Annotated in this window: 21 protein-coding genes and 1 tRNA gene; 11 read left to right on the top strand and 11 right to left on the bottom strand. The window is 67.5% G+C overall.

The window, feature by feature from the left end; genetic code table 11:
• Positions 1 to 2: 2 nt before the first annotated feature.
• Positions 3 to 2048 carry a TonB-dependent receptor gene (locus ABOZ73_RS02195; RefSeq protein ID WP_369060347.1) on the bottom strand — a complete coding sequence of 682 codons (2046 nt, stop codon included), beginning with the start codon at positions 2046 to 2048 and terminating at the stop codon, positions 3 to 5.
• 174 nt (positions 2049 to 2222) lie between these two features.
• Between ABOZ73_RS02195 and ABOZ73_RS02190 the strand changes: the two genes are divergently transcribed.
• From ABOZ73_RS02190 to ABOZ73_RS02180, 3 genes are all read left to right on the top strand, one after another.
• A complete protein-coding gene (locus tag ABOZ73_RS02190) occupies positions 2223 to 3029 on the top strand; it encodes a DUF4198 domain-containing protein (RefSeq protein ID WP_369060345.1) in 807 nt (268 codons plus the stop codon).
• A gap of 14 nt (positions 3030 to 3043) precedes the next feature.
• Complete coding sequence (locus tag ABOZ73_RS02185) at positions 3044 to 3532, top strand: hypothetical protein (RefSeq protein WP_369060343.1); 489 nt, start codon at positions 3044 to 3046, stop codon at positions 3530 to 3532.
• 122 nt (positions 3533 to 3654) lie between these two features.
• Entirely contained in the window at positions 3655 to 4995 is a 1341-nt protein-coding gene (locus tag ABOZ73_RS02180) for an MATE family efflux transporter (protein WP_369060342.1), read from the top strand.
• Between the two features lie 102 nt (positions 4996 to 5097).
• On the opposite strand, the gene ABOZ73_RS02175 is transcribed toward ABOZ73_RS02180, so the two are convergent.
• The 3 genes from ABOZ73_RS02175 to ABOZ73_RS02165 form a co-directional block, all read right to left on the bottom strand.
• The gene (locus tag ABOZ73_RS02175) at positions 5098 to 5991 is read right to left on the bottom strand and encodes a cobalamin biosynthesis protein CbiG (protein ID WP_369060340.1); all 894 of its coding nucleotides are present in this window, start codon (positions 5989 to 5991) and stop codon (positions 5098 to 5100) included.
• An 81-nt stretch (positions 5992 to 6072) separates the two neighbouring features.
• Complete coding sequence (mdoH, locus tag ABOZ73_RS02170; RefSeq protein ID WP_369060339.1) at positions 6073 to 8070, bottom strand: glucans biosynthesis glucosyltransferase MdoH; 1998 nt, start codon at positions 8068 to 8070, stop codon at positions 6073 to 6075.
• Between the two features lie 307 nt (positions 8071 to 8377).
• Positions 8378 to 9379, bottom strand: a complete 1002-nt coding sequence (locus ABOZ73_RS02165; protein WP_369060337.1) for an NADP-dependent oxidoreductase — start codon at positions 9377 to 9379, stop codon at positions 8378 to 8380.
• A gap of 104 nt (positions 9380 to 9483) precedes the next feature.
• Here ABOZ73_RS02165 and ABOZ73_RS02160 point away from each other — a divergent pair, with 104 nt between their 5' ends.
• Positions 9484 to 10401, top strand: coding sequence for a Gfo/Idh/MocA family protein (locus ABOZ73_RS02160; RefSeq protein ID WP_369060335.1), 918 nt, complete (start codon positions 9484 to 9486; stop codon positions 10399 to 10401).
• A gap of 6 nt (positions 10402 to 10407) precedes the next feature.
• Here the strand turns inward: ABOZ73_RS02160 and ABOZ73_RS02155 are convergent, their stop codons facing one another.
• Positions 10408 to 11211 (bottom strand): hypothetical protein, encoded by an 804-nt coding sequence (locus tag ABOZ73_RS02155; RefSeq protein ID WP_369060334.1) that lies wholly within the window; start codon positions 11209 to 11211, stop codon positions 10408 to 10410.
• Between the two features lie 44 nt (positions 11212 to 11255).
• Positions 11256 to 12035: an exodeoxyribonuclease III gene (gene xth, locus ABOZ73_RS02150; protein WP_369060332.1), complete on the bottom strand. Its 780-nt coding sequence runs from the start codon at positions 12033 to 12035 to the stop codon at positions 11256 to 11258.
• A 148-nt stretch (positions 12036 to 12183) separates the two neighbouring features.
• On the opposite strand from xth, the gene ABOZ73_RS02145 reads away from it, so the two are divergent.
• From ABOZ73_RS02145 to ABOZ73_RS02135, 3 genes are all read left to right on the top strand, one after another.
• Positions 12184 to 13170, top strand: a complete 987-nt coding sequence (locus tag ABOZ73_RS02145) for a retroviral-like aspartic protease family protein (protein ID WP_369060331.1) — start codon at positions 12184 to 12186, stop codon at positions 13168 to 13170.
• 133 nt (positions 13171 to 13303) lie between these two features.
• A complete protein-coding gene (locus ABOZ73_RS02140; RefSeq protein WP_369060329.1) occupies positions 13304 to 15097 on the top strand; it encodes a long-chain-acyl-CoA synthetase in 1794 nt (597 codons plus the stop codon).
• Positions 15097 to 15567 (top strand): hypothetical protein, encoded by a 471-nt coding sequence (locus ABOZ73_RS02135; RefSeq protein WP_369060327.1) that lies wholly within the window; start codon positions 15097 to 15099, stop codon positions 15565 to 15567. The genes ABOZ73_RS02140 and ABOZ73_RS02135 overlap by 1 nt, the downstream gene beginning before the upstream one ends.
• 3 nt (positions 15568 to 15570) lie before the next feature.
• Here ABOZ73_RS02135 and ABOZ73_RS02130 read toward each other — a convergent pair whose 3' ends face one another.
• Entirely contained in the window at positions 15571 to 16311 is a 741-nt protein-coding gene (locus ABOZ73_RS02130) for an SIMPL domain-containing protein (protein WP_369060325.1), read from the bottom strand.
• 131 nt (positions 16312 to 16442) lie between these two features.
• Here ABOZ73_RS02130 and ABOZ73_RS02125 point away from each other — a divergent pair.
• From ABOZ73_RS02125 to ABOZ73_RS02110, 4 genes are all read left to right on the top strand, one after another.
• A tRNA-Ile gene (locus ABOZ73_RS02125) sits at positions 16443 to 16518 on the top strand.
• Between the two features lie 115 nt (positions 16519 to 16633).
• Positions 16634 to 17875 carry a class I SAM-dependent methyltransferase gene (locus ABOZ73_RS02120; protein ID WP_369060323.1) on the top strand — a complete coding sequence of 414 codons (1242 nt, stop codon included), beginning with the start codon at positions 16634 to 16636 and terminating at the stop codon, positions 17873 to 17875.
• A 21-nt stretch (positions 17876 to 17896) separates the two neighbouring features.
• Complete coding sequence (locus tag ABOZ73_RS02115) at positions 17897 to 18400, top strand: GAF domain-containing protein (RefSeq protein WP_369060321.1); 504 nt, start codon at positions 17897 to 17899, stop codon at positions 18398 to 18400.
• 39 nt (positions 18401 to 18439) lie between these two features.
• Positions 18440 to 18961: a flavin reductase family protein gene (locus ABOZ73_RS02110; RefSeq protein ID WP_369060319.1), complete on the top strand. Its 522-nt coding sequence runs from the start codon at positions 18440 to 18442 to the stop codon at positions 18959 to 18961.
• 3 nt (positions 18962 to 18964) lie between these two features.
• Here the strand turns inward: ABOZ73_RS02110 and ABOZ73_RS02105 are convergent, their stop codons facing one another.
• From ABOZ73_RS02105 to ABOZ73_RS02090, 4 genes are read right to left on the bottom strand one after another with little or no spacing between them, the layout of a single operon-like run.
• Positions 18965 to 20353, bottom strand: a complete 1389-nt coding sequence (locus ABOZ73_RS02105) for a sulfite reductase subunit alpha (protein WP_369060318.1) — start codon at positions 20351 to 20353, stop codon at positions 18965 to 18967.
• A complete protein-coding gene (locus ABOZ73_RS02100) occupies positions 20346 to 21338 on the bottom strand; it encodes an FAD:protein FMN transferase (protein WP_369060317.1) in 993 nt (330 codons plus the stop codon). Before ABOZ73_RS02100 ends, ABOZ73_RS02105 begins: the two co-directional genes overlap by 8 nt.
• A 46-nt stretch (positions 21339 to 21384) precedes the next feature.
• The gene (locus ABOZ73_RS02095) at positions 21385 to 22182 is read right to left on the bottom strand and encodes a DUF4198 domain-containing protein (protein ID WP_369060315.1); all 798 of its coding nucleotides are present in this window, start codon (positions 22180 to 22182) and stop codon (positions 21385 to 21387) included.
• 13 nt (positions 22183 to 22195) lie between these two features.
• A complete protein-coding gene (locus ABOZ73_RS02090) occupies positions 22196 to 22711 on the bottom strand; it encodes a DUF2271 domain-containing protein (protein WP_369060313.1) in 516 nt (171 codons plus the stop codon).
• Positions 22712 to 22725 lie beyond the last annotated feature (14 nt).

Raw genomic sequence — 22725 nt, 5'->3', positions numbered from 1 at the left:
TCTTAGAAGGTCTTGCCGATCGTCAGCTTGAAGGTCCGGCCTTCCGCGTCCAGGGACGACAGGTGGCGGCGGAACTGCGTGTCGCCGAGGTTGTCGACGGCGGCGCGGACATCCATGCCCTCCAGGAAGCCGGAGCGCGGCTTCCAGGTCAGGAACAGGTTGTGGATGCCGTAGCCGGCGGTCCGTTCCGAGGCGATGGAGACCTCGCTCTGGTCAGAGGCGAACTCGCCGCGCCAGCCGGCGGTGACGCCCTTCTCGGCCCAGTGATAGCCGACCGTCAGGTTCAGCTCGTCGGCCGGGATGGTGTTGAGGGGCACGTTGCGGATGCGGTCCTCGCCCTCGATGAAGGCCAGACCGGCGCGGGCGAACACGCCGCGCGAGGCGTATTCGGCCTCGATCTCGACGCCTTCGAAGCGGCTCTCACCCAGGTTGATGAAGTACGACGAGGTCGCCGTGCCCCGGGTGATCAGGTTGGACACGTCGTTGCGGAACGCCGTGGTCTTCAGACGCACCGCGTCGCCCGGCAGGGCTACGCCGTCGAAGGCCAGGGTGAAGCCGACTTCGTAGTTGTCGGACTCTTCCGGCTCCAGGTTCAGGGCGAAGTTCGAGGCCCCGGTGTTGGTGCGGCTGTAGATTTCGTCCAGAACCGGCATGCGCACGGTGTGGGCGATCGAGCCGAACACCGAGACGTGGTCGTTGAACGAATAGAGGGCGGCGATCTTCGGCGACACCGCGTCGTCCTTGACGACGGTGCGGGTGGTCACGCCGGCGCCGGGCTCAAGCTTGGTCCAGTCGATACGGACGCCCGGGATGATGGTCAGCTTGTCCGACCAGACGAACTCGGCCTGGGCGTACAGGCCGTACTTCTCCATGTCGCCTTCCGGGTGCGTCGCCGCGCCGGGGGTGACGGAGCCGGTGGCGCTGACGCGCGGATTGCGGCGTTCCTGCTTGTAGGCTTGGGCGCCGACGAAGAGGAAAGCGTTCCAGTCCGGGCTCAGGGTGAACTTTGACTGGTTCTCCAGGCGGCCCTGCAGGGTCTCGTAGGAGAACTCCGAATAGGTCACGCCCGACAGGAAGGTGGTGTCGCGCTGTTCGACCTTCGACATGGCGTAGGAGCCCTGCGCCGAGATGTTGAACAGGTTTGAGCCGTTGAAATCGTTCTCGTAGCCGATGACGGCGGTGTCGTCGTCGACCTTGCGGCGGACCGGCGTGGCGCCGAACGCTTCGGCCTGGTCGTAGATCTGGGTGCTGTCGCTGAGCCAGTTCTGGTAGCTGGCCCAGATGTTGTGGCCCTTGTCGCCGCCGATGTAGTAGCGGCCCTTCAGCAGGTAGGAGCTGGAGTCGACGTTCGACGGATTGATCTCGACGCCGTCGCCGTTCTCGTAGTGGTCGCTCTTGCGGGTCGTGTACATGGCCAGAACGTCGAGGTTCTCGATCGGCTTGGCGGCGAAGATCACCGAGCCGAAGCGCGCGTTGGCGTTGGTCTCGTAGCCGCCGCGAACGCGGACGCCGAACTGGTCGTCGCCCTTCAGGAAGTCGGAGGCGTCCTTGGTCTGGAAGTTGACCACGCCCGCCAGGGCGCCGGCGCCGTAGAGGGTGGAGGAGGCGGGGCCGCGCAGGACCTCGACGCGCTTGTACAGCTCGGGCTCAGAGAAGAACGCGCCCATGCGGTACTGCTCGAAGAACTTCGAGACGCCGTCGACCTGCATCAGGATCCGGCTGTCGGAGTCGGCGATGCCGGTGCCCAGGCCGCGGATGTTGAAGCCCTGGCCTAGCGCGCTGACGCCGCCCTGGACGCTGAAGCCCGGAATGGCTTCCAGCATATCGCCGATGGTGGAGGCCTGGCTGTCGTCGATATCGTCCTGGTTCAGGGACGTGACGGCCTGCGGCGTGTCGATGGCGACTTTCTCGGCGCCGGCCGAGACGATGACGCGGCCGAGCGATAGCTTGGCGGTCGAATCGTCCTGAGCGTGGGCGGCGGCGGCCATCAGCAGTGTCGATGCGCCAGCGAGGAGAGCGGTCGTCGACCGCTGCGAGAGAAGCTTCATTATGATCCCCAAGAGATGCTTGTGAGACGCATTCGCGCCTTCTGCGTTTGCACGTCTTGGCCCCGACGGCGTCGCTTAACTGCCTCAGCAACGATTCAATTGCAAGTGACTCTCATCTGCATTATCGGAGCTGGGCCGGCGGGAGCCGGCGGACCTAAAAGTTTCGGGGCGACCATGAGAATTTTCAGATCAACGCTGTCGGCGGGCGCGGCCATCGTCGTTCTGGCTACGGCAGGCGCGGCTTCAGCGCACATGCCGTATCTGCTGCCGGGCGTCTTCACGCTTGGCGCGAGGGCCAACCACGTGACGCTGCAGTCAGCGTTCACCGAGGACCCGTTCATCGCCGAGGTGGTCCTGAAGTCGGACTTCTTCTTCGCCAAGAACCCGCAGGGCGCCGAGTCGCCGATCGGCACGCCGACCTATCTGCGTGATCTGGCCGTGCTGGAAGCCGCGACCCCGACCGAAGGCACCTACCGCTTCTCGACCGGCCCGCGTCAGGGCCGCAACGGCAAGATGTACAAGGACGCCAAGGGCGAATGGCTGATGGTCGGCGAAGAGGCCGAGGGCGCCCCCGCCGGCGCTCAGCTGGTCGATGTGGCCAGCATCACCACCGCCGAAGCCTATGTCACCAAGGGCAAGCCTTCGACGGCCGCCCTGGAGGCCAAGGGTCAGGGCCTTGAACTGAAGCCGGTCACCCACCCCAGCGACATCGGCGCCGGCCAGGCCGCCAAGTTCCAGCTGCTGTTCGACGGCAAGCCGCTCGCCGGCGCCCTGATCCGCCTGTATCGCGCCGCCGGCGTGTTCGACGGCAAGAAGGTGGCGGGCGAGGCCAAGACGGCGGCCGACGGCACGTTCAGCCTGACCGCGCCGGACGCCGGTCTCTACATGACCATCGTGCGCCATCGCACGGCGTCCCCGGCGGGCGCCGAGACGCCGTACCGCTCCTACACCCATACCCTCAGCTTCGAAGCCGCCCAGTAAGGCAGGGAAACGACATGACCATTCGCAACACGCTTCTATCCGCCGCTCTGCTGACCGTGATCGCCGCTCCGGCCTTCGCCGCCCCGCACGAGCGCAACGCCTTCATCCATGACTACGACGCCAACCACGACGGCGAGGTCACCCAGGCTGAGTTCGACGCCGGCCGCACGGCCCGCTTCAAGGCCACCGACGCCAATGGCGACGGCTGGGTGTCGGACGCCGAGTACCTGGCCGAGTTCGAAGTCCGCCTTGACGCACGCTTGGCCAAATCGACCAAGTCGGCCGAGGACAAACTGTCCGACCGCCAGCGCGAAGTGCGTCAGACGCATGTCCGCTTCGGCGTTCTGGACAAGGACAAGGACGGCAAGATGACCAAGGCGGAATACGACGCCTCGGGCGCTCGCGCCTTCGCCCAGCAGGACAAGGACAAGAACGGCAAGATCACCGACGCGGACGCCGTCGTCGCGAAGGCCGAAGCCGCAACCAAGCCGGCCTCGAACTGACTTCCTCCTGAGGGGAGGCGGCCGCCTCGCGTCTTCGGACCGGGCGGCCGCAGCTTCCCTACAGGTGTTGCCAAGGCCTCCCGCCTCGGCCACCTTCCGCGCCCTTGTCTCTGGGGCGATCCATGCTCAACACCTTGATGCGCGCTGATCTGTCGAGCCTGCTGCGGCTCGCCGGTCCCGTGATCCTCGCGCGCCTCGGAATCATGGTGATGGGCCTGACCGACGCCATCGTCGTCGGCCACCATTCCGCCCAGCAACTGGCTTTCCACGCGCTTGGCTGGGCGCCGTCGGCGGCTATCGTCACGACGGGCGTCGGCCTGCTGGCCGGGGTTCAGATCATGACCGCCCGCTATCTGGGCGAAGGCCGCCGCGCCGAGACGGGCGCGATCCTGCGGCGCGGGATCGTCTACGCCTTCTGGGTGGGCGTCATCTCGACCATCGGCCTGATCCTGGCCGGGCCGCTGATGCTGCACTCGCTGAAGCTCGAGGCGGGGCTGGCCGACGGCGCCAGCAAGGCGCTGCTCGTCTTCGCCCTGTCGCTGACGCCCTACCTGATCTCTGTGGCGGCCACCTATTACATGGAGGCGCTGTCGCGCCCCGGGCCGGGCCTGGCGATCATGTGGATCGCCAACGGACTGAACCTGATCCTGAACCTGCTGCTGGTGCCCGGCGTGATGGGCATTCCGGCCATGGGCGCCGTGGGATCGGCCTGGGCGACCTTCGGTTCGCGCGTCTTCCTGATGATCGCCATGCTGATCTGCGTCTTCGGCATGAAGGAGGCGAGGGCGCTGGGCGTCTTCCAACGCGCGCCCCGTGATCGCGCCGCCGGCGCTGAACAGCGCAAGGTCGGCTATGGGGCGGGCGCTTCCTACTTCGTGGAATCCGGCGCCTTCGCCGCCATGAGCGTCGTGGCCGGTCTGGTCGGCGGCATGGCCGTCGCCGCCTGGGCTATCGTGCTGAACGTCGCGGCCCTGATCTTCATGGTTCCCTTGGGTCTGGCGACGGCTACTGGCGTGCTCGTCGGCACGGCCTATGGCGCGCGCGACCGGGCCGGCGTGGAGCGGGCGGGCATCCTGGGCGGCGCGGTGGCGCTGCTGGCGGGGACGCTGATCTCGGTGATCATCTGGCCCCTGGCGACGCCGATCGCCCGCGCCTACACCACGGATGCGGCCCTGCTGGCCCTGACCGCGCCGGCCATCGTCCTGGCCTGCCTGTTCTTCACGGCGGACGCGGTGCAGGTGGTCGCGGCCCAGGCTCTGCGCGCGCGGGGCGACGTGCTGGTGCCGACCATCACCCATGTCATCAGCTACGCGGCGATCATGACGCCCCTGGCCTGGTTCCTGGCCGTGCCCATGGGCATGGGCCTGAACGGCATCGTCTGGGCCGTCATCGCCGCCAGCCTGGCGGCGATGGTGTTCCTGTGCACGCGCTTCGAGACGCTGACGCGGCGCGACAGCTTCTAGGAGACAAATCCTCCCCCTCTGGGGGAGGTGGACCAAAGGGCCGGAGGGGGAGGCCCCCCACAGTCGCTCCGCGACAGCTCCCCCAGCGGGGTAGCATCGGGGCTAGACCCCCAGGATCCAGCCTTCTTCCTGCTCGACGGCGTCCAGCACTTCGGTCGAGACGGCGCTTTGGGGACCGAAGGCGGCGCCCAGCTTGCCGGCTTCGTCCAGGCGGGCGAACTGCTCGCACACGGCGCGGACCTGTGCGCGGTCGATGATCTCGTCGCCTTCGGGCTTCACGTCGGCGAGGGCGGGGTAGATCTCGGCGACGACGGCCTCCAGCCCGTCCAGATCGGCGGGGGCGATGGCGCGCCAGCCGGTCTCGAACGGCCAGATCTTGGCCTTGTCGCCCAGCACCTTCTTCAGTTCGGCCACGTGCGGAATGCCGACGATCGCCTGGCTGCCGACGGTGCCGTTGCCGAAGATCTGCCAGATGCTTTTCGCGCCCTTGGCCGCCTTGTCCGCATGACGCAGCTCGGTCGGCAGGTCGTCGCGGCGGGCGGTCGGCTTGGTGGTGGTCAGCCAGCGCTGGGCGTCGTTGACCGGGCAACCCCAGAAGGGCTGCGCCTCGTCGGTCATCAGCCGGTTCATCTTGGCCGCGACGGCGAAGCGGTTGTTGGTGTTGTTCGGCTTGTCGACGACGTTCTTGGTCATGAACGCCCACTGGCCGCGCCAGTCAGCCGGCTTCAGATCGAGCATCCTGGCCGTGCCGGCCGGATAGCCAAGTGGGAAGTCGAAGCCGATCAGGACCCGCTCGCTGCGGCGGCGCAGGTCGGCCAGCACGTCCGCCAGGACGGTCATCGCCTCGGCGCGCGTGGAGGGGTTATGCGCCTCGAACGTCAGGCGGAAACGCACATCGCGCTTCAGCACGCCGATCCAGATGGAGTCCTTGCCCGTCTTCGGCTTGGCCGAAGCGCTCCAGTCGACGATCACATAGGCGTTGAAAAGGCGGGACACGACAGACACTCCGGGAGGCAAGGCGCGGTTCTATCCCCGAACGCCTTGCGGGCCAATGAGGGCCACGCTCCGAAAGCTGTTTTAGGACGCCTGCTCCAGCGCGCCGCGGGCCGGCTCGGTCGCCGGCTGGCGGAAGGGCTCGGGCGCCAGCGGCTTCAGGCCCAGCGCCTTGCGGGCGATCATCGGCGGACGACGCTCTTCCGGCGTCATGAAGTAGCCGGCGTCGCGCACCTTCAGGCCGACGCCGCGGTGGCCGCCCAGGACCGCCAGCGGGGCGGCCAGGATCAGGCCCGCCACGATAGGGGCGGTGGCGGTCAGCAGGTCGGGGGTGAACCAGAACGCGCAGGCCAGGATGGCGCCGGCGGCGGTGATCCAGCCCATGGCGCGTGTCGCCTCGTCCCAGCTGATGCGGTCGGCTTCGCGGCGCTGGCGCGCCCAGCCGCTGTCGCGGCCCAGCAGGATCTCCACCAGGGCGCGGGTCTGGGTGAACATCAGCATCGGGGCGACCAGGGCCGACAGGATCATCTCGACGCCCAGGCTCTTGACGATGGCCTTGCCGCCGCCGAAGGCGCGACGCTCGACCTTCGACCGCAGGACCAGGATCAGGCCCAGGATCTTGGGGCCGAACAGCAGCACGCCGGTGATGATGATAGCCCACGCCGTCGCCTGGATTTCCTTCCAGTTGATCAGCGCCTCGGCCGCGGCCTGCACGTCGGCCCACTGGAACACGGCCTTCTTCAGGTCGGGCATCAGCAGGCGCGAGACGATGCCGACGCTCAGGGCTGCGAACCACAGGGGGGACAGGATGTAGGACAGGCAGCCGATCACCAGGTGCAGGCGGCTCAGCCAGTTCAGGCCCGGCGTACCGATCAGCGGGATGTGCTGCACGTTGCCCTGGCACCAGCGACGGTCGCGCGAGGCGAAGTCGAGCAGGTTGGGCGGCGACTCCTCGTAGGAGCCTTCCAGATACGGAGCCAGGTGCACGCCCCAGCCGCCGCGGCGGAGCAGGGCGGATTCCAGGGCGTCGTGGCTCATCACCTGACCGCCGAAGGGCTTGGGCCCCGGCAGGATCGGCAGGCCGCAGGTCTCGGCGAAGGCGCGAACGCGGATGATGGCGTTGTGGCCCCAGAAGGAACTTTCCGAACCCGACCACCAGGCCAGGCCGGTCCAGGCGACGCGGCCGTACAGGCGCGTGGCGAACTGCAGGCAGCGCGCGAAGATCGTCTGGCTGTTGATCACGACCGGCATGGTTTGGATCAGGCCGATGGAGGGGTGGCGCTCCATGGCGTCGGCGATGCGCACCATCGCCTCGCCGGTCATCAGGCTGTCGGCGTCGAGCACGATCATGTGCTCATAGGCGGCGCCGTGGCGGCGGACCCAGTCGGCGACGTTGCCGGCCTTGCGGCCCGTGTTCTGGGTGCGCAGGCGGTAATAGGCGTTGCTGGCGGCCTCGCGGCGGAAATGGGCGAAGGCGGCCTGCTCGGCGAGGGCGATCGACGCCTCGCGGGTGTCGCTGAGGATGAAGAAGTCGAAGCGGTCGTTGGCGCCGGTCTCGCCCAGGGATTCGTCCATCGCGCGGAGGCGCGCGAAGACCGCCTGCGCGTCCTCGTTATGGATCGGCATCAGGATCGCGGTCTTGTCGCGCAGGCTGGGCATCGGCGCGGCCTCGTCGATGTCGAGCGGATCCTTGGGATTGCGCAGCAGGATCACGAAGCCGGCGACGGCCGTGCAGAACCACAGCGACAGCGCCAGGAACAGCGGGGCCAGCAGGGTCAGGCAGATGGCTTCCAGGCGGGTGATGCCGCCCAGGGCCACGGTGTCGTAGGTCGCCTTCCAGCCGGCCATGGCCAGCAGGGCGGTGAGCACGAAGATGGCGACGCGGCGCAGGGTGATGTCGGCCGGCGAGCTCTGCGGCGTCGCGGCGGCTTCACCCTGCCAGTCGGTCAGGTCGCGGACCGGCATGACCAGCGGGGTCTCCACCGGCATGTCGTGGGCGCGCAGCTGGGCGTCCTTGTTCGAGGCGTCGTCATTCCCCGACTGGGGGGCGACGAAAACCGCGCGATCGCTCAATTGGTCCATGATCGACTGCGGTCCGCTAAGCTTGACTGGAAGAGGTCTGGAAGAAGGACGTCCGAGCCTGTTTCACACACCGGATGTAACGCACGATGTTCCGCTCCGCTGGACGCCTTCAGAGGTTCGAGAACCCCGACGCGCCTACAGTAAAACTTCGATCACGAAATCGCTACCTGTTTGGTTGGGATTTTTGGGCTTCGCAGCGCAAAAAAATCGCTAACGCCCGTAATTTCAGCGGAAATTCCACCCCGGCGGCGCGATCAGGCATTATCACGAAGTGCGTGATCGGCCGCGAGGTCGGTGAATCGGCCCGCTAGCTGAGCTTCACCAGCATCTTGCCGATGTTCTCGCCCTTGAACAGTTTCACGAAGGCTTCCGGCGCGTTCTCGACGCCGTTCTCCACCGTTTCCTTCCACTTCAGTTTTCCCGACCCGATCCAGTCGGCCATATCCTTCAGGAAGGCGCCCTGCAGGTCGTAGTGGTTGGAGACGATGAACCCCTCCATCCGCAGGTTCTTGCCGACCACCAGCATGATGTTGGACGGGCCCTTGGGTTCGCCGGTCTCGTTGTACTGCGAGATCATCCCGCACTCGGCGAAGCGGGCGAAGGGGCGGGCGGCGTCGAGGGCGGCCTCCAGGTGATCGCCGCCGACATTGTCGAAATAGACGTCGATGCCCTTGGGCGCGGCTTCCTTCAGCGCCTTCTTCAGGTCGGGTGCGGCCTTGTAGTCGATGACCTGGTCGACGCCGATCTCCTTGAGGAAGGCGGCCTTTTCCGGGCCGCCGGCCGAGCCGATGACCGTGTGGCCCTTGATCTTGGCGATCTGGCAGACGACCGAGCCGACCGCGCCCGCGGCGGCCGATACGAACACCACGTCGCCGTCCTTCAGGGCCGCAACGCGCAGCAGGCCCGCATAGGCCGTCAGGCCCGGCATGCCGGCGACGCCCAGGAACGCCTGCAGCGGCAGCTTGCCGGCGTCGATCTTCTGCACCGAGCTCGCGGGGGCGTTGAACGCCTCGCGCCAGCCGAACATCGACATGACGGTGTCGCCGACCTGCAGCGACGGATCGTTGGAGGCGATGACCTCGCCCACCGCGCCGCCCTGCAGCGCCTTGCCCAGTTCGAAGGGCGGCACATAGCTGGGGCGGTCGTACATGCGGCCGCGCATGTAGGGATCGACCGACATCCAGTGATTGCGGACCTGAACCTCGCCCTCGGCCGGAGCGGCCAGTTCGACAGTGGCCAGTTCGAAATGCTCTTTCGCCGGCATGCCCACCGGGCGGCTCTTCAGGCGGATTTCGCGGGACGTGGTCATGGCGCTCTCCCAGAGGCGTGTTCTCGTTCAAACAAATGTTTACCGCGTACGCGGATGGACCGCCAGCGGTTCGCGGGGTCGATGAAATCGGCTAAAAGGCGCCCATGACCAAATTTCTCAAAGCCGGCGTGGCCGGAGCGGGCGTGTTCGGCGGCTATCACGCCAAGAAATACGCCGAACTCGATGGCGTCGAGCTGGCGCTGGTGTTCGACGTGGACCTGGCGCGCGCCAAGGCCCTGGCCGAGCCGCTGGGCGCAGAGGCGACCGACGACCTGGCCACCTTCATCGCCGCCGTGGACGTCGTGACCGTCGCCACCCCGGCCGTGCATCACGCCGGTCCGGCCCTGGCGGCCCTGGAGCAGGGCAAGCCGGTCTATGTGGAAAAGCCCGTCGCGGTGGAGCCCGAGGACGCGGACGAGATGATCGCCGCCGCCCTGATCCGCGGCCTGCCGCTGGCCGTCGGCCACCAGGAGCGGGTGGTGTTCCAGGCCATGGGCCTGTTGGACATTCCTGAACAGCCCCTGCGCCTGGAAGCCGTGCGTCGCGGCACGCCGTCCGACCGCAGCCTGGACGTGTCGGTGGTGCTGGACCTGATGATCCACGACATCGACCTGGCCCTGACGGTCTGCGAGGCCGATCCCGTCGCCGTCGAGGCGGAGGGCGAGGCGACCCGCAACGACCTGTTCGACTGGGTGAAGGCCGAGGCCACCTTCGAGAACGGCTTCATCGCCACCTTCGACGTCTCCCGTGTCGCCGAGGCGCGCGAGCGGACCATGAAGATCGTCTATCCCTCGGGCGAGGTGGAGATCGACTTCCTGGCGCGGACCTTCCGCAACACCACGCCGTTCGCGCTGATCGAGGACTTCAACAACACCCCGGCCGGCAAGGATCCGCTGGGCCGCAGCGTGGCCGAGTTCCTGGCGGCGGTGCGTGGCGACAGCCCGCGTCCGGCGGTGACCGGCGAGGAGGCCGCGCGAGCGCTCGACCTGGCGCTGGCGGTGGAGCAGGCGGCCGAGGACTGACGGCCGCTAGAAGAGCCGCGGCTCCTTGCCGTCGTCCTCGTCCCACGGCGGATCATCATCGATGACATCCGCGAACAGCGGCAGGGCGTCCTTGGCGGGAGCCGGCGGCTTGGCGCCCTTGGGCGCGGGCGCGGGCGCAGGCTGAGGGCGCGGAGGCGGCGGGGGCTCATGGAGCGCCACGTCGTCCTCATCATCGAAATCGTCATAGACCGGCTGCGGCGCGGGCGTCGGCGGCGCGGCTTCGCGTCGGGCGATCGGCGTGGGCGGCGGCGGATTGCGGGAGCCGGGCGCGCGCTTGAGGATCGCCTCGATCCGCGCCAGCCAGCTGTTCGCCTCCTGCGCGGCCTTGGCGGCGGTCGGCGCGCTGCGCAGGGCGGCGTCCGAAGGAATCCACAGATCCAGCTCGAAGTCGGCGTGCTTGGGGTCGTCGAACACCAGCCGCAGGACGACGCTCTGCGCCTCGCCGTAAGTGCGGTCCAGGAACCGCTTGGGCTCGTCGCGGAACACCCGGCCCACCGACTGGCCGTCGACCAGCAGCTCTGCCCCGACCAGTTCGTTCAGCTTGTAGATCAGGCACCAGCCGCCCTTGTCCCAGGTCGTGGCGATCAGGCCGGTGGTCAGGCGAAAGCCCACCCCGCGTCCACGGCCCTTGGCGACGATGAAGGCGTCCGGCGCGCCGCCCAGCACCTTGGCCAGGGCGCGGCGGATGCGGCGGTCCTCGTCCAGCAGCCAGCGCGCCAGACTGCCGGCGAACGTCACCGCGGTCGCGGCGACGGCCAACATCACGAGAAGGCGGGCGAACTCCGTCATGCCGGACAGATTAAGGGCGAATCAGGGCCGCCGCGAAGAGGGCCCTAGAGGTCGAGTTCCACCACGACCGGAACGTGGTCCGACGGCTTCTCGGTCCCCCGCACGTCGCGGTGGATGACGCAGCTCTTCAGACGGTCCGCGGCCTGGGGCGACAGCAGGGCGTGGTCGATGCGGATGCCGTGGTTTCGCTGCCAGGCGCCGGCCTGATAGTCCCAGAAGGTGTAGCCGCCGGGCGTTCCGTCCACCTGCATGTAGGCGTCGGTAAGGCCGAGATTCTTCAGCGCCCGGAACGCGCCGCGGCTTTCGGGCTGGAACAGGGCGTCGCCCAGCCAGCCTTCCGGCTTATCGGCGTCCTCGGGCTCGGGGATGACGTTGTAGTCGCCCAGGATGACCAGCCGCTCTTCCTGCGTCAGCAACGCCTTGGCGTGGCGGTGCAGGCGATCCATCCAGGCCAGCTTGTAGGCGAACTTCTCGGTGCCGATCGGATTGCCGTTGGGCAGATAGATGCCAACAACTCGAACCGGGGTGGCGCCGCCGGTGACCGCTTCGATGAAGCGGGCGTGATCGTCCGTGTCGTCGCCCGGCAGGCCACGGGTCACGTCCTCCAGCGGCGTCTTCGAAAGCATGGCCACGCCGTTGTAGGTCTTCTGCCCGTGGACAGCGACGTTATAGCCAAGCCTTTCAAAGGCTTCCGTCGGAAATTTCTCGTCTACGCACTTGATCTCCTGCAGCACGGCGACGTCCGGCTGCACCTGCTCGAACCAGGCCAGGACGTTCTCCAGACGGGCGTTGACGGAGTTCACGTTCCAGGTGGCGATACGCATGGGATCTCGGATTCTCGAAGCGGTCGAAAGGCCGGCAAGCTAGGGCGGCGAAGAGCCGCGCTCAAGCACAAGCGTGCTTGGCGGAACCGTGATATGATTGTCGCAAATTCGTCCAAGAGAGACGAGAACGATGATTGGGAGAAACGTCATGGACGCGCCGCGCGACATCAGTCGCCGCCGCGCCATCCTGTGGGGCCTGGCCGTGTCGGGCGTCGCGGGTTTCGCGCGGGCCAATACGGCGGTCACGCCGTCAGCGCCGCCTCACGGGCCGGAGTTCGACATCGGCACCGACGAGGACTCCGTAGACCGCGTCACGGCGCCGGTGTTCGTGAACGGGCAGGGGCCTTTCCCTTTCATGATCGACACCGGGGCCAACTACTCGGCCATTTCCAACGAGCTGGCGGCGCAGCTTGGCCTCCCTGAGCGCGGGCCGGTGGTGCTGAACACCATCGTGGGGCCGGAGACGACGGGCTCGATTCAGGCGGCGGAACTTCGGCTCGGCAAGAAGGTGGCGCGCGACATCCGCATGGCCTCCTTGCCGCGGCGATGGCTGGGCGCGGCGGGGCTGATCGGCATGGACCAACTGGCCGCTCAACGCCTGACCCTGGACTTCGTCAACGCCACCATGAAGTTCGGCGGTACGCCGGCCTTTGGCGACACCTCGGCCATCGTCGTCCAGGCGCAGCACCGCTCGGGTCCGCTGACCCTCGTGAACGCCCGCATCGGCGGCGCTTTGGTCACCGCGTTCCTGGATTCCGGCGCCGACGGCACGGTGGGCAATCCGGCCTTGCGGGGCCTGATGTCCACGCGTCTGAAGCGGGCCGCCTATAACGACATGTTCCTGCCTTCGCCGCTGATCAGTCCGACGGGGCAGCAGATTCCAGGCGAATTGGCGGTGCTGCGTTCGGTCACCGTCGGCGGCATGGACATCAGCAACCTGCCCATCGTCTTCGCGGACCTGCACACCTTCCGCATGTGGGACATGCACGAGGAGCCGGCCTTCGTGCTCGGCGTGGACATCCTTCGCCGGTTTCGAAGCGTGGTGATCGATTTCAGGCGCGGGGAGGTGATCTTCCGCCTGCCGCGCGACAACGGCCTCGCCCCCTATGCAGGATCCCGCGTTCGTCGGGGATGAGCCCTTGGCGCCACGCTGGGTGTTGTTAATGTCGCAGGGCGCGGTTCCGCGCGCCTGATAGCCTTCCCGGTCTTGACCCCCCGTTGTCGAGTGCGCGACAGGTTGAGAACAAGTGTTTTGGGAGGCGTGCCCTTTGAGACTCAAGGCCCGGATCAAGCGTGAGTTGCGGTTCCTCAAGGGGCTGCGTCGCACGTTAGGGCGTGTGAAGTCGATCGCGCCGGATTCCAGCAATCTGATCTGCGACGACATCGAAGCGTCCGTCGACAAGTTCCGTGATCGTCAGGCCATCAGCTTCGACGGACGCTCGCTGACCTATGGCGAGTTCGACCAACTGGCGAACCGGTATGCGCACTGGGCCAAGAGCCAGTCCCTGACGCGTGGACGGGTGGTGGCGCTCTACCTGCCGAACCGCCTGGAATACGTGGCCATCTGGTACGGCCTGGCGAAGGTCGGCGTCGTCACGGCCCTGATCAACAACAACCTGGTCGGCCCGGCCCTGACCCACTGCCTGAACATCTCGGGCGCCAGCCACATCATCGTCGACAGCGAGACCGCCCCTCACGTGGACGCGATCAAGTCGCAGCTCGATCGCCCGATGCAGCAATGGACCCTGTCTGCGCCGTCGGGCGACCAGCGCGATCTGGTCAACGCACTGAAGAGTTGCTCGCAACTGCGCCCCGATCGCCAGAACGTGCGCGGTGATCTGGTGGCCAAGGACACGGCGCTGCTGATCTTCACCAGCGGCACCACCGGCCTGCCCAAGGCGGCCAAGATCACCCACATGCGCTGCCAGCTTTACATGCGCGGCTTCGCGGGTTCGACCGGGTCGCGCGAGACCGACCGTATCTACATGACCCTGCCGCTCTATCACGCCACGGGCGGCCTCTGCGCGGTGGGAGCGGGCCTGCTGAACGGCGGGACGGTGGTCCTCAAGAAGAGGTTCTCGGCCACACACTTCTGGGACGACATCGTCGCCGAGCAATGCACCATGTTCGTCTATATCGGCGAGCTGTGCCGCTATCTGGTGAACCAGCCCGAGCATCCGCTGGAGCGTGGGCACAAGCTGCGGCTTGCCTTCGGCAACGGCCTTCGCGCCGATGTCTGGGAGGAGATGCAGAAGCGCTTCGCCATCCCCGCCATCCTCGAGTTCTACGGCGCGACCGAGGGCAATGTCAGCATGTTCAACTTCGACGGCAAGGTCGGCGCCGTGGGCCGCGTGCCCAAGTATCTGAAGAAGAAGTTCAACTTCCGCCTGGTGCAGTTCGACGTCGAGAGCGAGGAGCCGATCCGCGGCGCCTCCGGCCTGTGCATCGAGTGTGGTCCCGGCCAGGTTGGCGAGTGCCTCGGCCGTATCGACCCCAAGGACGCCCGCGCCACCTTCACCGGCTATGCCGACAAGGCCGCCACCGAGAAGAAGGTCCTGCACGACGTCTTCGAAAAGGGCGATGCCTGGTTCCGCACGGGCGACCTGATGCGGACCGACAGCGACGGCTATTTCTACTTCGTCGACCGGGTGGGGGACACCTTCCGCTGGAAGGGCGAGAACGTCTCGACCAGCGAGGTGGCCGAGCACCTGTCCGCCGTCGACGGCGTGCAGGAAGTGAACGTCTACGGGGTCGAGGTTCCGGGTTCGGACGGTCGCGCGGGCATGGCCTCGCTCGTGGTCGGACCGGAGTTCGACATCAAGACCCTGGCGGAGACGGTGGATCGCGACCTGCCGGTGTATGCCCGTCCGGTGTTCGTGCGCCTGCAGCCGCAGATCGAGACGACCGGCACCTTCAAGTACCGCAAGATCGACCTGGTGCAGGACGGGTTTGATCCGAACAGGATCAAGGACCCCATCTACTTCCGCGCCGGCGCCAAGGGCTTCGTGAAGATCACCAAGGCCGTCCACACCAAGATCGTCGAAGGCGGATACCGGCTGTAATGACCCGCTTGCTTCCCATCGCCGTCGCCCTGACGGCGACCCTGGCCATTCCCGCCTGCGCGCCCAAGCCTCCGGCCGGCGTAGACGCCGAGCTTCTGGCCCAGGAGATCGGCAATGCGGTGGGGTCGGACTCCACTTGCGTGCTGTTCGCCCGAGCGGGCGGCGATGGCGCGGTGGTCCATCGCTACGGCACGCATCTGACCTGCGGCCGGACTCTGCCGTCCTGCGACGGCTCCAGCGTCACGGCGGCCGACATGCTTAAGCGCGCCGCCAAGGGCGAGGTGCTGTCGCTCAGCTGCGACACCCGTCTTGAAGACGCCCGCACGGTGGGGTGGGCGACGGGCCCGGTCGCCCAGGCCGGTCCGGCGCGCGACCTCGTCTATGTCGCGGTGATGGAAGGCGACCGCGCCTTGCCGGGGCGGGAAATCCGCACCCGCATCGAGGCCGCCTTCCGGGTGGCTAAACTTTAAAGCTTAGCGGGCGGCCTCATAGGTCGCCGACACGTCCACGCGCACCCGCAGCTCGCCGCCCTCGATGGGCGTGGAGTCCGCGAATTCGCGCTTGGCCGCCATCATCATCATCGGACGCGGGGGCTCGGGCGCGTAGCCGCCGAACTCGTTCAGCGACACCAGGCGGACTAGCTTGTAGCCGGTGGCCTGGGCGTAGAGCGCGGCCTTGGCTTCCAGCGCCTTGACCGCTTCGCGGCGGGCGGCGTCTTCGGCGGCCTTCGGGTCGGTCAGGCCGAAGCTGATGCCGTTGATGGTGTTGGCGCCGGCGGTGACGGTGGCGTCCACGGTCTGGCCCAGCTTGGCCAGGTCGCGCACGCGAATCGTCACCTGGTTGGCCGCTTGATAGCCGGTCAGCTTCGGAGGCTGGTTCTGCTCATAGGCGTACTGCGGGTTCAGGTTCAGGCCGGAGGTCTGGATGTCGCGGCTGTCGATGCCGGCCTTCTTGATGGCGGCGACCACCTGGCTCATGCGGGCGGCGTTGGCTTTCATCGCCTCGGCGGCGGTGGGGGCCTCGATGTTCACGCCCAGGGTGATGGCGGCCATGTCCGGCGCCACGCGGGTTTCGCCGAAGGCCGACAGGTTTAGGGTCGTGGCCTTGAACTGCACGTCGGCGGCCGTCAGCACGGTCTGAGCGCTGGCGGCGGAGGCCGCGCCGGCGGTGACAAGCAGCGCCCCGAGGGCGGCGGCGCGGAACAGGGTCTTCATCGATGTCTCTCCAAGGGCGGTGGTCCGCCGTAACGACGAGCGCAACCTGAGCGTTGCAACATGAACCGGAGCTTTAACCCGCGTGCAGCCCATGGTAACCCGCCCCTTCGGTTGCGGCGACGCAGCCTTGGGGGCCTGTAGCTCAATGGTTAGAGCCGACCGCTCATAACGGTCTGGTTGGGGGTTCGAGTCCCTCCGGGCCTACCAATTCCCAAGTACGTCATGATATTCACTCGCCTGCGTAAGGCCCTGCTTCGCCGGCTTTGCGGACGTAGGCGGCGCGGGGGTTGGGCCGCTTTTAGTGCAGCTTTATGGAGCCCCGATGACTCAGCCTTCCCGTTTCGAAGCCGCTCACCTCTATACGGACGCGTCCGGCTTCATCGACGTGAAGAAGTTGATCGAGGCCTATCCCTTCGAGGACCATGTCAGGCGCGCGGACGAGTATTTCCGCACCATCGACAGGCCGTGGGACCACCATTTCCGCAAGCCGTTCCATGAGGTGAACGACACGGCGGCGACCCTGTCGGGTTTCGCCGCTGTGCTGAAGGCCGGCAAGTTCAAGCCGGGCCTGACCGTGGCCGATTTCGGCTGCGGGGCGGGCTGGTTGAGCGCGGCCCTGTCGATGATGAACTGCCGACCGATCGGCTTGGATATCTCCGACGCCGGGCTGGATATGGCTCGACGGTTCGTCGACGAGCATCCCCTGCTGCGTACCCAGAACATCCGCTTCGAGCCGATCCGCGAGGAAAAATCCGTGCCGCTCGAAGACGGCTCGGTCGATCGGCTGATCTGCTTCGACAGCTTCCACCACGTCTCCGACCAGGCCGCCTATCTGCATGAGTTCCACCGGGTTCTCGTGCCCGGCGGCCTGGCGATCTTCCACGAGCCGGGACCACGCCATTCGCGAACCGAGACGTCGCAGGCCGAGATGCGTGACTTCGCGGTCATCGAGAACGATGTCGTCATCGAGGATATCTGGGCGGCCGCCCAGAGGGCCGGGTTCGTGGGCATCGAGATGGCGATCTTCAACGACCATCCGGTGACCATGAGCCTTGAGGGCTTCAACCGCGGACTTCGCGGACTGCTGGCTCCGTGGACCTATTACAAGCTCGGCCGCGAGTTGATGCAGCAGAGCTATGACAAGCGTGTCTTCGTTCTGCGCAAGGCGGGAACGCTGGACGCCAACAGCCGGTTCGCCGACCAGCTCGACGGCCGCATGTCGCTGGTGGAGCAGAGCTTCGAGCCGGAACAGCGCATCTTCACCGCCGTGCTGGACGTCGCCAACACCGGTCCGGGTTCGTGGCTGAGCTCCAGCGCCGGCTACGGCGCCGTGAACCTTGGCCTCAACGCTGTTGGGGCGGAGGGGGTGAAGGCCTATCCCGACGCCATTCACCTGCCGGTGTCATCCGAAGTCACCCATGCGGGGCGGACGCAACGCGTGACCGTCTCGGCTGTGATCCCCTGGCAGCTGGGGCCGGAATTCACGGTGGAGATCCAGCTGGTTTCGGAGTTGGTCGCCTGGTTCGGGCAACCAATTCAAATTCGGAACTCGCCGCCGGCGTGAGGCCTGCCTATATGCGTGGCCATGGCTGAAGCATTCAACGACCTCACCCTCTCGACCGACAAGGCCGCCCGCTACGCCGAGGTGGCCGTCGAGGTCGCCTCCGTCCTTGATGGCGAGACGAACCTGACCGCGCGCATGGCCACGGTGGCCTCGATGCTGGCCAACAGCTTCGACCACTATTTCTGGACCGGCTTCTACGTGGTCGATCCGCTCAAGCCGCGCGAACTGGTGGTTGGCCCGTACCAGGGGACCCTGGGCTGCCTGCGCATCGCGTTCGGCCGCGGCGTCTGCGGCGCGGCGGCGGAGACGGGCCTGACCCAACTGGTCGAGGACGTTCACGCCTTTCCGGGCCACATCGCCTGCGATGGACGTTCGCAGAGCGAGATCGTCGTGCCGGTGTTCGACGCCACCGGAAACCTGCTGGCGGTGTTCGACGTGGACTCCGACCAGCCCGCCGCCTTCGACACGGTGGATCAGCAAGGGATCGAGACGATCCTGGCCGCCACTTTCAGCAAGGCCGGCTGACGTCTTGCGACCGACGACGCTTTCGTCTCAAAGGGTGGCATGAGCGGAACCCGTGTCGAGCTTGACCAGGACGCCCTCGCCAATGCGCGGGCGCTTCGTGATGCGTTCGGCTGTTTCACCACTGGGGTGACGGTCGTTACGGCCTTGTGCCCGGAAGGGCGCAAGCTGGGCTTCACTGTCAACTCCTTCGCCTCCGTCTCGCTGGATCCGCCGCTGGCCTTGATCTGCGTCGATCTGAACTCCTTCAGCCTGCAGGGGCTGGAGGCCAGCGGCGCCTTCGTCGTGAATGTGCTGCACGCCGATCAGCAGGCCCTGGCCCGCCAGTTCGTGCAGCGCGACGACGATCGCTTCGCCGGGGTGGGCCTGGAGACCTGGGGCACGGGCGCGCCGATCATCGACGACTGCATGGCCAACTTCGAGTGCCGGATCAGCCAGGCCTTCGACGCCGGGGACCACCGGGTGATCGTGGGCGAGATCCTGCGCGTCCGCTTCGACCCCGCGCATGAGCCGCTGGTCTATCTGCAGGGCCGCTTCCGCAAGGTCCACGTGGATGACGAGTAGCCGTTAGTACACGTCCCGGCGATAAAGGCCGTCTTCTGTCAGCTCGGCCATGGTCTGAGCGCCGAGGATGTCGGTCAGGGCCGCGCCGACCGCCTTGCCCATCTCGATCCCTCCGCAGACATAGATCGCCGCGCCCTGGGACACCCATAGCCGCAGGTCGTCCGCCGCCTCGGCCAGGCGATGCTGGACATAGATCCGGTCCGCCTGATCGCGCGAGAAGGCGAGGCTGATGCGTTCCAGCACGCCGCCGGCGATCCAGGCGTCGATCTCGGCCTGGTGGAAATAGTCCCGGGCGGCGCTGCGCTCGCCGAACACCAGCCAGTTGCGGTTGGCCCCAGCCGCGGCCCGGGCCTTCAGGTGGGCCCGCAGGCCCGCCAGACCGGTGCCCGCGCCAATCAGGATCAGCGGGCGCGAGGGCTCCGGCGCGTGGAAGGCGCGGTTGGCGCGGATCCGCAGGTCGATGTCGCCGCCGACCTTCGCATGCTTGGTCAGCCAGCCCGATCCGACGCCGAAGCCGCCGTCGGGCCGGGTCATGGTGCGGACGATCAGCTCGATGCGGCCATCCAGCGGGACCGAGGCGATGGAATACTCGCGATGGGGCGGGGCGGGGGCGTCCGCCGGCTCGTCCGGACCACGGCGGGGGCCGATCTCCACGATGTCGCCGGCCGCCCAGACGGCGGTCCCCTCGACGGGCTCCAGCGCCACATGCCAGGCTTCGCCGCCCTGGCTGCCCGGATTGAGCAGGCGACGCTCTGCCAGGCGCCAGCTCTCATAGGCCGGACGGCTCCAGTCGGGCGCGTCGGTGACGCCGCTGATGGCGCTGAGCTGGTGCTGCCAGTGGCGTAGGGCGCCTTCGTCGCCGTCATCGACCTCCACCCGGTCGAACAGCGGCGCGGCGCCGCGCTCGGTCAGCCAGGCGTCCAGATGACGGCCGAAGGCGCAGAACTGGACGTAGGAGCTGTCGCCCAGGGACAGCAAGCCGTAGCTGAGGCCGCTCAGATCAGGCTGCGCCTTCATCACCCGGCCGACGAAGCGGGCGGCCGGATCGGGCGCGTCGCCCTCGCCGGTGGTGCTGGCCACGAACAGGGCGCGCTTGGCGCCGGCCAGGTCTTCGGCGGTCAGGTCGCTGATGGACAGGACCCGGGCGCCGACCTCGCCCATCTGGAGGGCCTTGGCGGTGGTCCAGGCCAGGTCTTCGGCGAAGCCCGTCTGGCTGGCGTAGACGACCAGCACCGCTTCGCCGCCGCCGGCCAGGGCGTCCGCCTCCCGCCGCGCGCGACGGCGCAGCAGGGCGCGACGCACGGCGACGCCGACGCAGAACAGCACATAGGCCAGGATGGCGGCGGTCGCCCACAGCAGGCGTTCCGAAGTCAGGGCGGGCAGATCACTCATCGTCGAGCATGGCCGCGAAGGCGGATGTCATGTGTTCATCGTAGCCGGACGCCGAGCGGGCCACGATCACGGCCGCCAGACCTCGGCGTTCGGCGTAGTCGAGGCCGGCCTCGACGCCGAGGACGGTTATGGCGGTGGCTTCGGCGTCGGCCCGCATGCAGCTGTCGTGCAGGACCGTGACGGAGGCGGCGGGGTCGATGACCGGGCGGCCGGTGCGCGGGTCGAGCGTGTGGCCGTACCAGGCGCCGGCGTGACGGAAGCGCCGCCGCCAGTCGCCCGATGTCGCGGCGGCCAGATTGCAAGCCGCGACCACGAACCGGCCGCCCTCGACCTCGGTGGCGTTCTCCAGCTCGATCCACCAAGGTTGGGCGTCCGGCTTGACGCCATAGCCAAAGATCTCGCCGCCGATCTCGATCAGGGCGGAGGGAACGCCGAGGTCCTTGAGGCCGTCGGCGATGTGATCCACCGCGAAGCCCTTGGCGATGCCGGAGAAGTCCAGCCGCAGGCCGCCGGGCTGCTGCAGCCGGCCTAGAGCGTCGATGACAACGCGCCGCCAGCCGATCGAGGCGACGGCTTCCTGGCATTCAGCGGGGGAGGGCAGGGCCTCGGCCACCACCTTGGGACCAAAGCCCCACAGGTCCACGGCGCCGCCCACGGTGGGGTCGAAGGCGCCTGCGCTGGCCTCGGCCACGTCCAGCGCGCAGGCCAGAACCCTGGCGAAGGCCGTCGGCATGGCGTGCCAGGAGCAGCTCTCGGCGACGTTGAAGCGGCTGACCAGGGATCCGTGATCCCAGGTGCTCATTTCGGCGATCACCTGATCCAGCCGTTCGGTGATCAGGGCGTCGATCTCCGCGCGGGAGGCGACGCCGCCATCGACCAGCTTCACGGACCAGGTCGTGCCCATCGTCTCGCCGCCCAGACTGAGCAGCGAACCCGCCGGCCGCAAAGGCGCGACGGCGATCTGAGGAACAAGGACACGGTTCATCGGGGAGGATGAACCGGCGACGGACGGGCCGTCGCCGGCTTTCACCTTAGGGCTTCAGGACTTCGAGGACGGTGATGTAGGTCGCCGAGCGTTCGGCGTTCGGCACGGAGGCCGCGCCGCCGCGAACACCGGCCTCCAGCCAGTACATGCCGGCTTCGGGCCACTTCACCTTGAACGAGCCGTCGGCGGTCGTCTTCACCTTGAAGTCGTTGAGGTTGTCGCGATAGCGGATGCCGCCCGGGACCACTTCGACTTCCACGTCGCCGGCCGGCTTGCCGTCCAGCAGCAGCTTGAAGGTGGCTTCCTCGCCCGCGAACAGGTCGTTAGGGTGGGTGACCGGAACCAGTTCCAGGCCCTTGCCCGTCGGAGCCAGGACGGTGGTGGTCGGCGCGCCCTTGGTCACGAAGATTTCCAGGCGGCGCTGGTTCTGGCTGACCTTCACATCCGTCGCGCCGGCCGGGATTTCCGGCTGCACGCCGCGCCAGCGCTTGGTTTCCGTACCGACCTTGTAGGAGCCGCTCAGCATGTCGCCGCCGGTGGTCACCTTGTAGGTGCCGTTCTGGGTCAGATGGACGTCGAAGGTCGAGCGATAGCGGCCGGTCGAGGCGTTCTCGATCTTGGCTTCAGTGCCGTCCGGCGCGAAGGCCTTTACACCGTCCAGGCGCATCGGCTGGTGCTCGAAGTAGAACAGGTCGTTGGACACGGCCGCGTCCACGGTGAGCCACGGGTCATTGCCCGACAGCACGGTGGCCGACGGCAGCATCCACATGCGGTGAGCGTGGGCCGCCATCGGGGCGGCGGCGATGATCGCGGCGGTCAGCGCCAGGCGCAGGGTGTTCTTCATGGTCTCGGCTCCCTTAGGGTTTGGCGACGACGGTGACGGCGCCCAGCTCGGTCGCGCCCTTGGCGCTGGTGGTCTTGGCGGCCTTGGGCGGCCACTGGACCGGAACCTTGACCAGTTCGCGGCCGCCGACTTCACGGGCGGCTTCCACGACCAGCATGTACTCGCCGGCCGGAAGGCCCTTCAGAGGCCCCTTGGCGCTATTGAAGTTGATGGTGTGGCGGCCGGGCGCGCGGGTCGGGGTGGTGACGCCATCGACCGGGAAGCTCATTTCACGGCCAGCTCGACGCCACCATTGGCGGATATCCTTCAGCCACTTTTCGCCTTCGTTGTTCTTCAGCTTGGTGTCGTACCAGACCGCGAAGGTGCCGACGGCGGTCTGGTCGGGGCGCTCCAGCCAGATCGCGACGTAAGGGCGGTGATACTCGGCCACCGACAGGCGGGGGATCTCCACCGTCACGTTCAGGTCGGCCGCCAGGGCCGGAGTGGCGGCGAGGCTCCCAAGAGCCAGGGCGGGCAGGGCTTTCCGCATGGGCGAGTACTCCG

It is taken from the genome of Caulobacter sp. 73W, assembly GCF_041021955.1.
Taxonomy (GTDB): Bacteria; Pseudomonadota; Alphaproteobacteria; order Caulobacterales; family Caulobacteraceae; genus Caulobacter.
The sequence above is the reverse complement of the archived record's forward strand: the minus strand, read 5'-3'. Positions and strand labels throughout refer to the sequence as shown.

Excerpts from the sequence above, each read along its gene's own strand:
- ABOZ73_RS02195 (WP_369060347.1), bottom strand. The coding sequence starts at position 2,048 with ATGAAGCTTCTCTCGCAGCGGTCGACGACCGCTCTCCTCGCTGGCGCA.
- ABOZ73_RS02190 (WP_369060345.1), top strand. The coding sequence starts at position 2,223 with ATGAGAATTTTCAGATCAACGCTGTCGGCGGGCGCGGCCATCGTCGTT.
- ABOZ73_RS02185 (WP_369060343.1), top strand. The coding sequence starts at position 3,044 with ATGACCATTCGCAACACGCTTCTATCCGCCGCTCTGCTGACCGTGATC.
- ABOZ73_RS02180 (WP_369060342.1), top strand. The coding sequence starts at position 3,655 with ATGCTCAACACCTTGATGCGCGCTGATCTGTCGAGCCTGCTGCGGCTC.
- mdoH (WP_369060339.1), bottom strand. The coding sequence starts at position 8,070 with ATGGACCAATTGAGCGATCGCGCGGTTTTCGTCGCCCCCCAGTCGGGG.
- ABOZ73_RS02165 (WP_369060337.1), bottom strand. The coding sequence starts at position 9,379 with ATGACCACGTCCCGCGAAATCCGCCTGAAGAGCCGCCCGGTGGGCATG.
- ABOZ73_RS02160 (WP_369060335.1), top strand. The coding sequence starts at position 9,484 with ATGACCAAATTTCTCAAAGCCGGCGTGGCCGGAGCGGGCGTGTTCGGC.
- ABOZ73_RS02155 (WP_369060334.1), bottom strand. The coding sequence starts at position 11,211 with ATGACGGAGTTCGCCCGCCTTCTCGTGATGTTGGCCGTCGCCGCGACC.
- xth (WP_369060332.1), bottom strand. The coding sequence starts at position 12,035 with ATGCGTATCGCCACCTGGAACGTGAACTCCGTCAACGCCCGTCTGGAG.
- ABOZ73_RS02145 (WP_369060331.1), top strand. The coding sequence starts at position 12,184 with ATGGACGCGCCGCGCGACATCAGTCGCCGCCGCGCCATCCTGTGGGGC.
- ABOZ73_RS02135 (WP_369060327.1), top strand. The coding sequence starts at position 15,097 with ATGACCCGCTTGCTTCCCATCGCCGTCGCCCTGACGGCGACCCTGGCC.
- ABOZ73_RS02130 (WP_369060325.1), bottom strand. The coding sequence starts at position 16,311 with ATGAAGACCCTGTTCCGCGCCGCCGCCCTCGGGGCGCTGCTTGTCACC.
- ABOZ73_RS02120 (WP_369060323.1), top strand. The coding sequence starts at position 16,634 with ATGACTCAGCCTTCCCGTTTCGAAGCCGCTCACCTCTATACGGACGCG.
- ABOZ73_RS02115 (WP_369060321.1), top strand. The coding sequence starts at position 17,897 with ATGGCTGAAGCATTCAACGACCTCACCCTCTCGACCGACAAGGCCGCC.
- ABOZ73_RS02110 (WP_369060319.1), top strand. The coding sequence starts at position 18,440 with ATGAGCGGAACCCGTGTCGAGCTTGACCAGGACGCCCTCGCCAATGCG.
- ABOZ73_RS02105 (WP_369060318.1), bottom strand. The coding sequence starts at position 20,353 with ATGAGTGATCTGCCCGCCCTGACTTCGGAACGCCTGCTGTGGGCGACC.
- ABOZ73_RS02100 (WP_369060317.1), bottom strand. The coding sequence starts at position 21,338 with ATGAACCGTGTCCTTGTTCCTCAGATCGCCGTCGCGCCTTTGCGGCCG.
- ABOZ73_RS02095 (WP_369060315.1), bottom strand. The coding sequence starts at position 22,182 with ATGAAGAACACCCTGCGCCTGGCGCTGACCGCCGCGATCATCGCCGCC.
- ABOZ73_RS02090 (WP_369060313.1), bottom strand. The coding sequence starts at position 22,711 with ATGCGGAAAGCCCTGCCCGCCCTGGCTCTTGGGAGCCTCGCCGCCACT.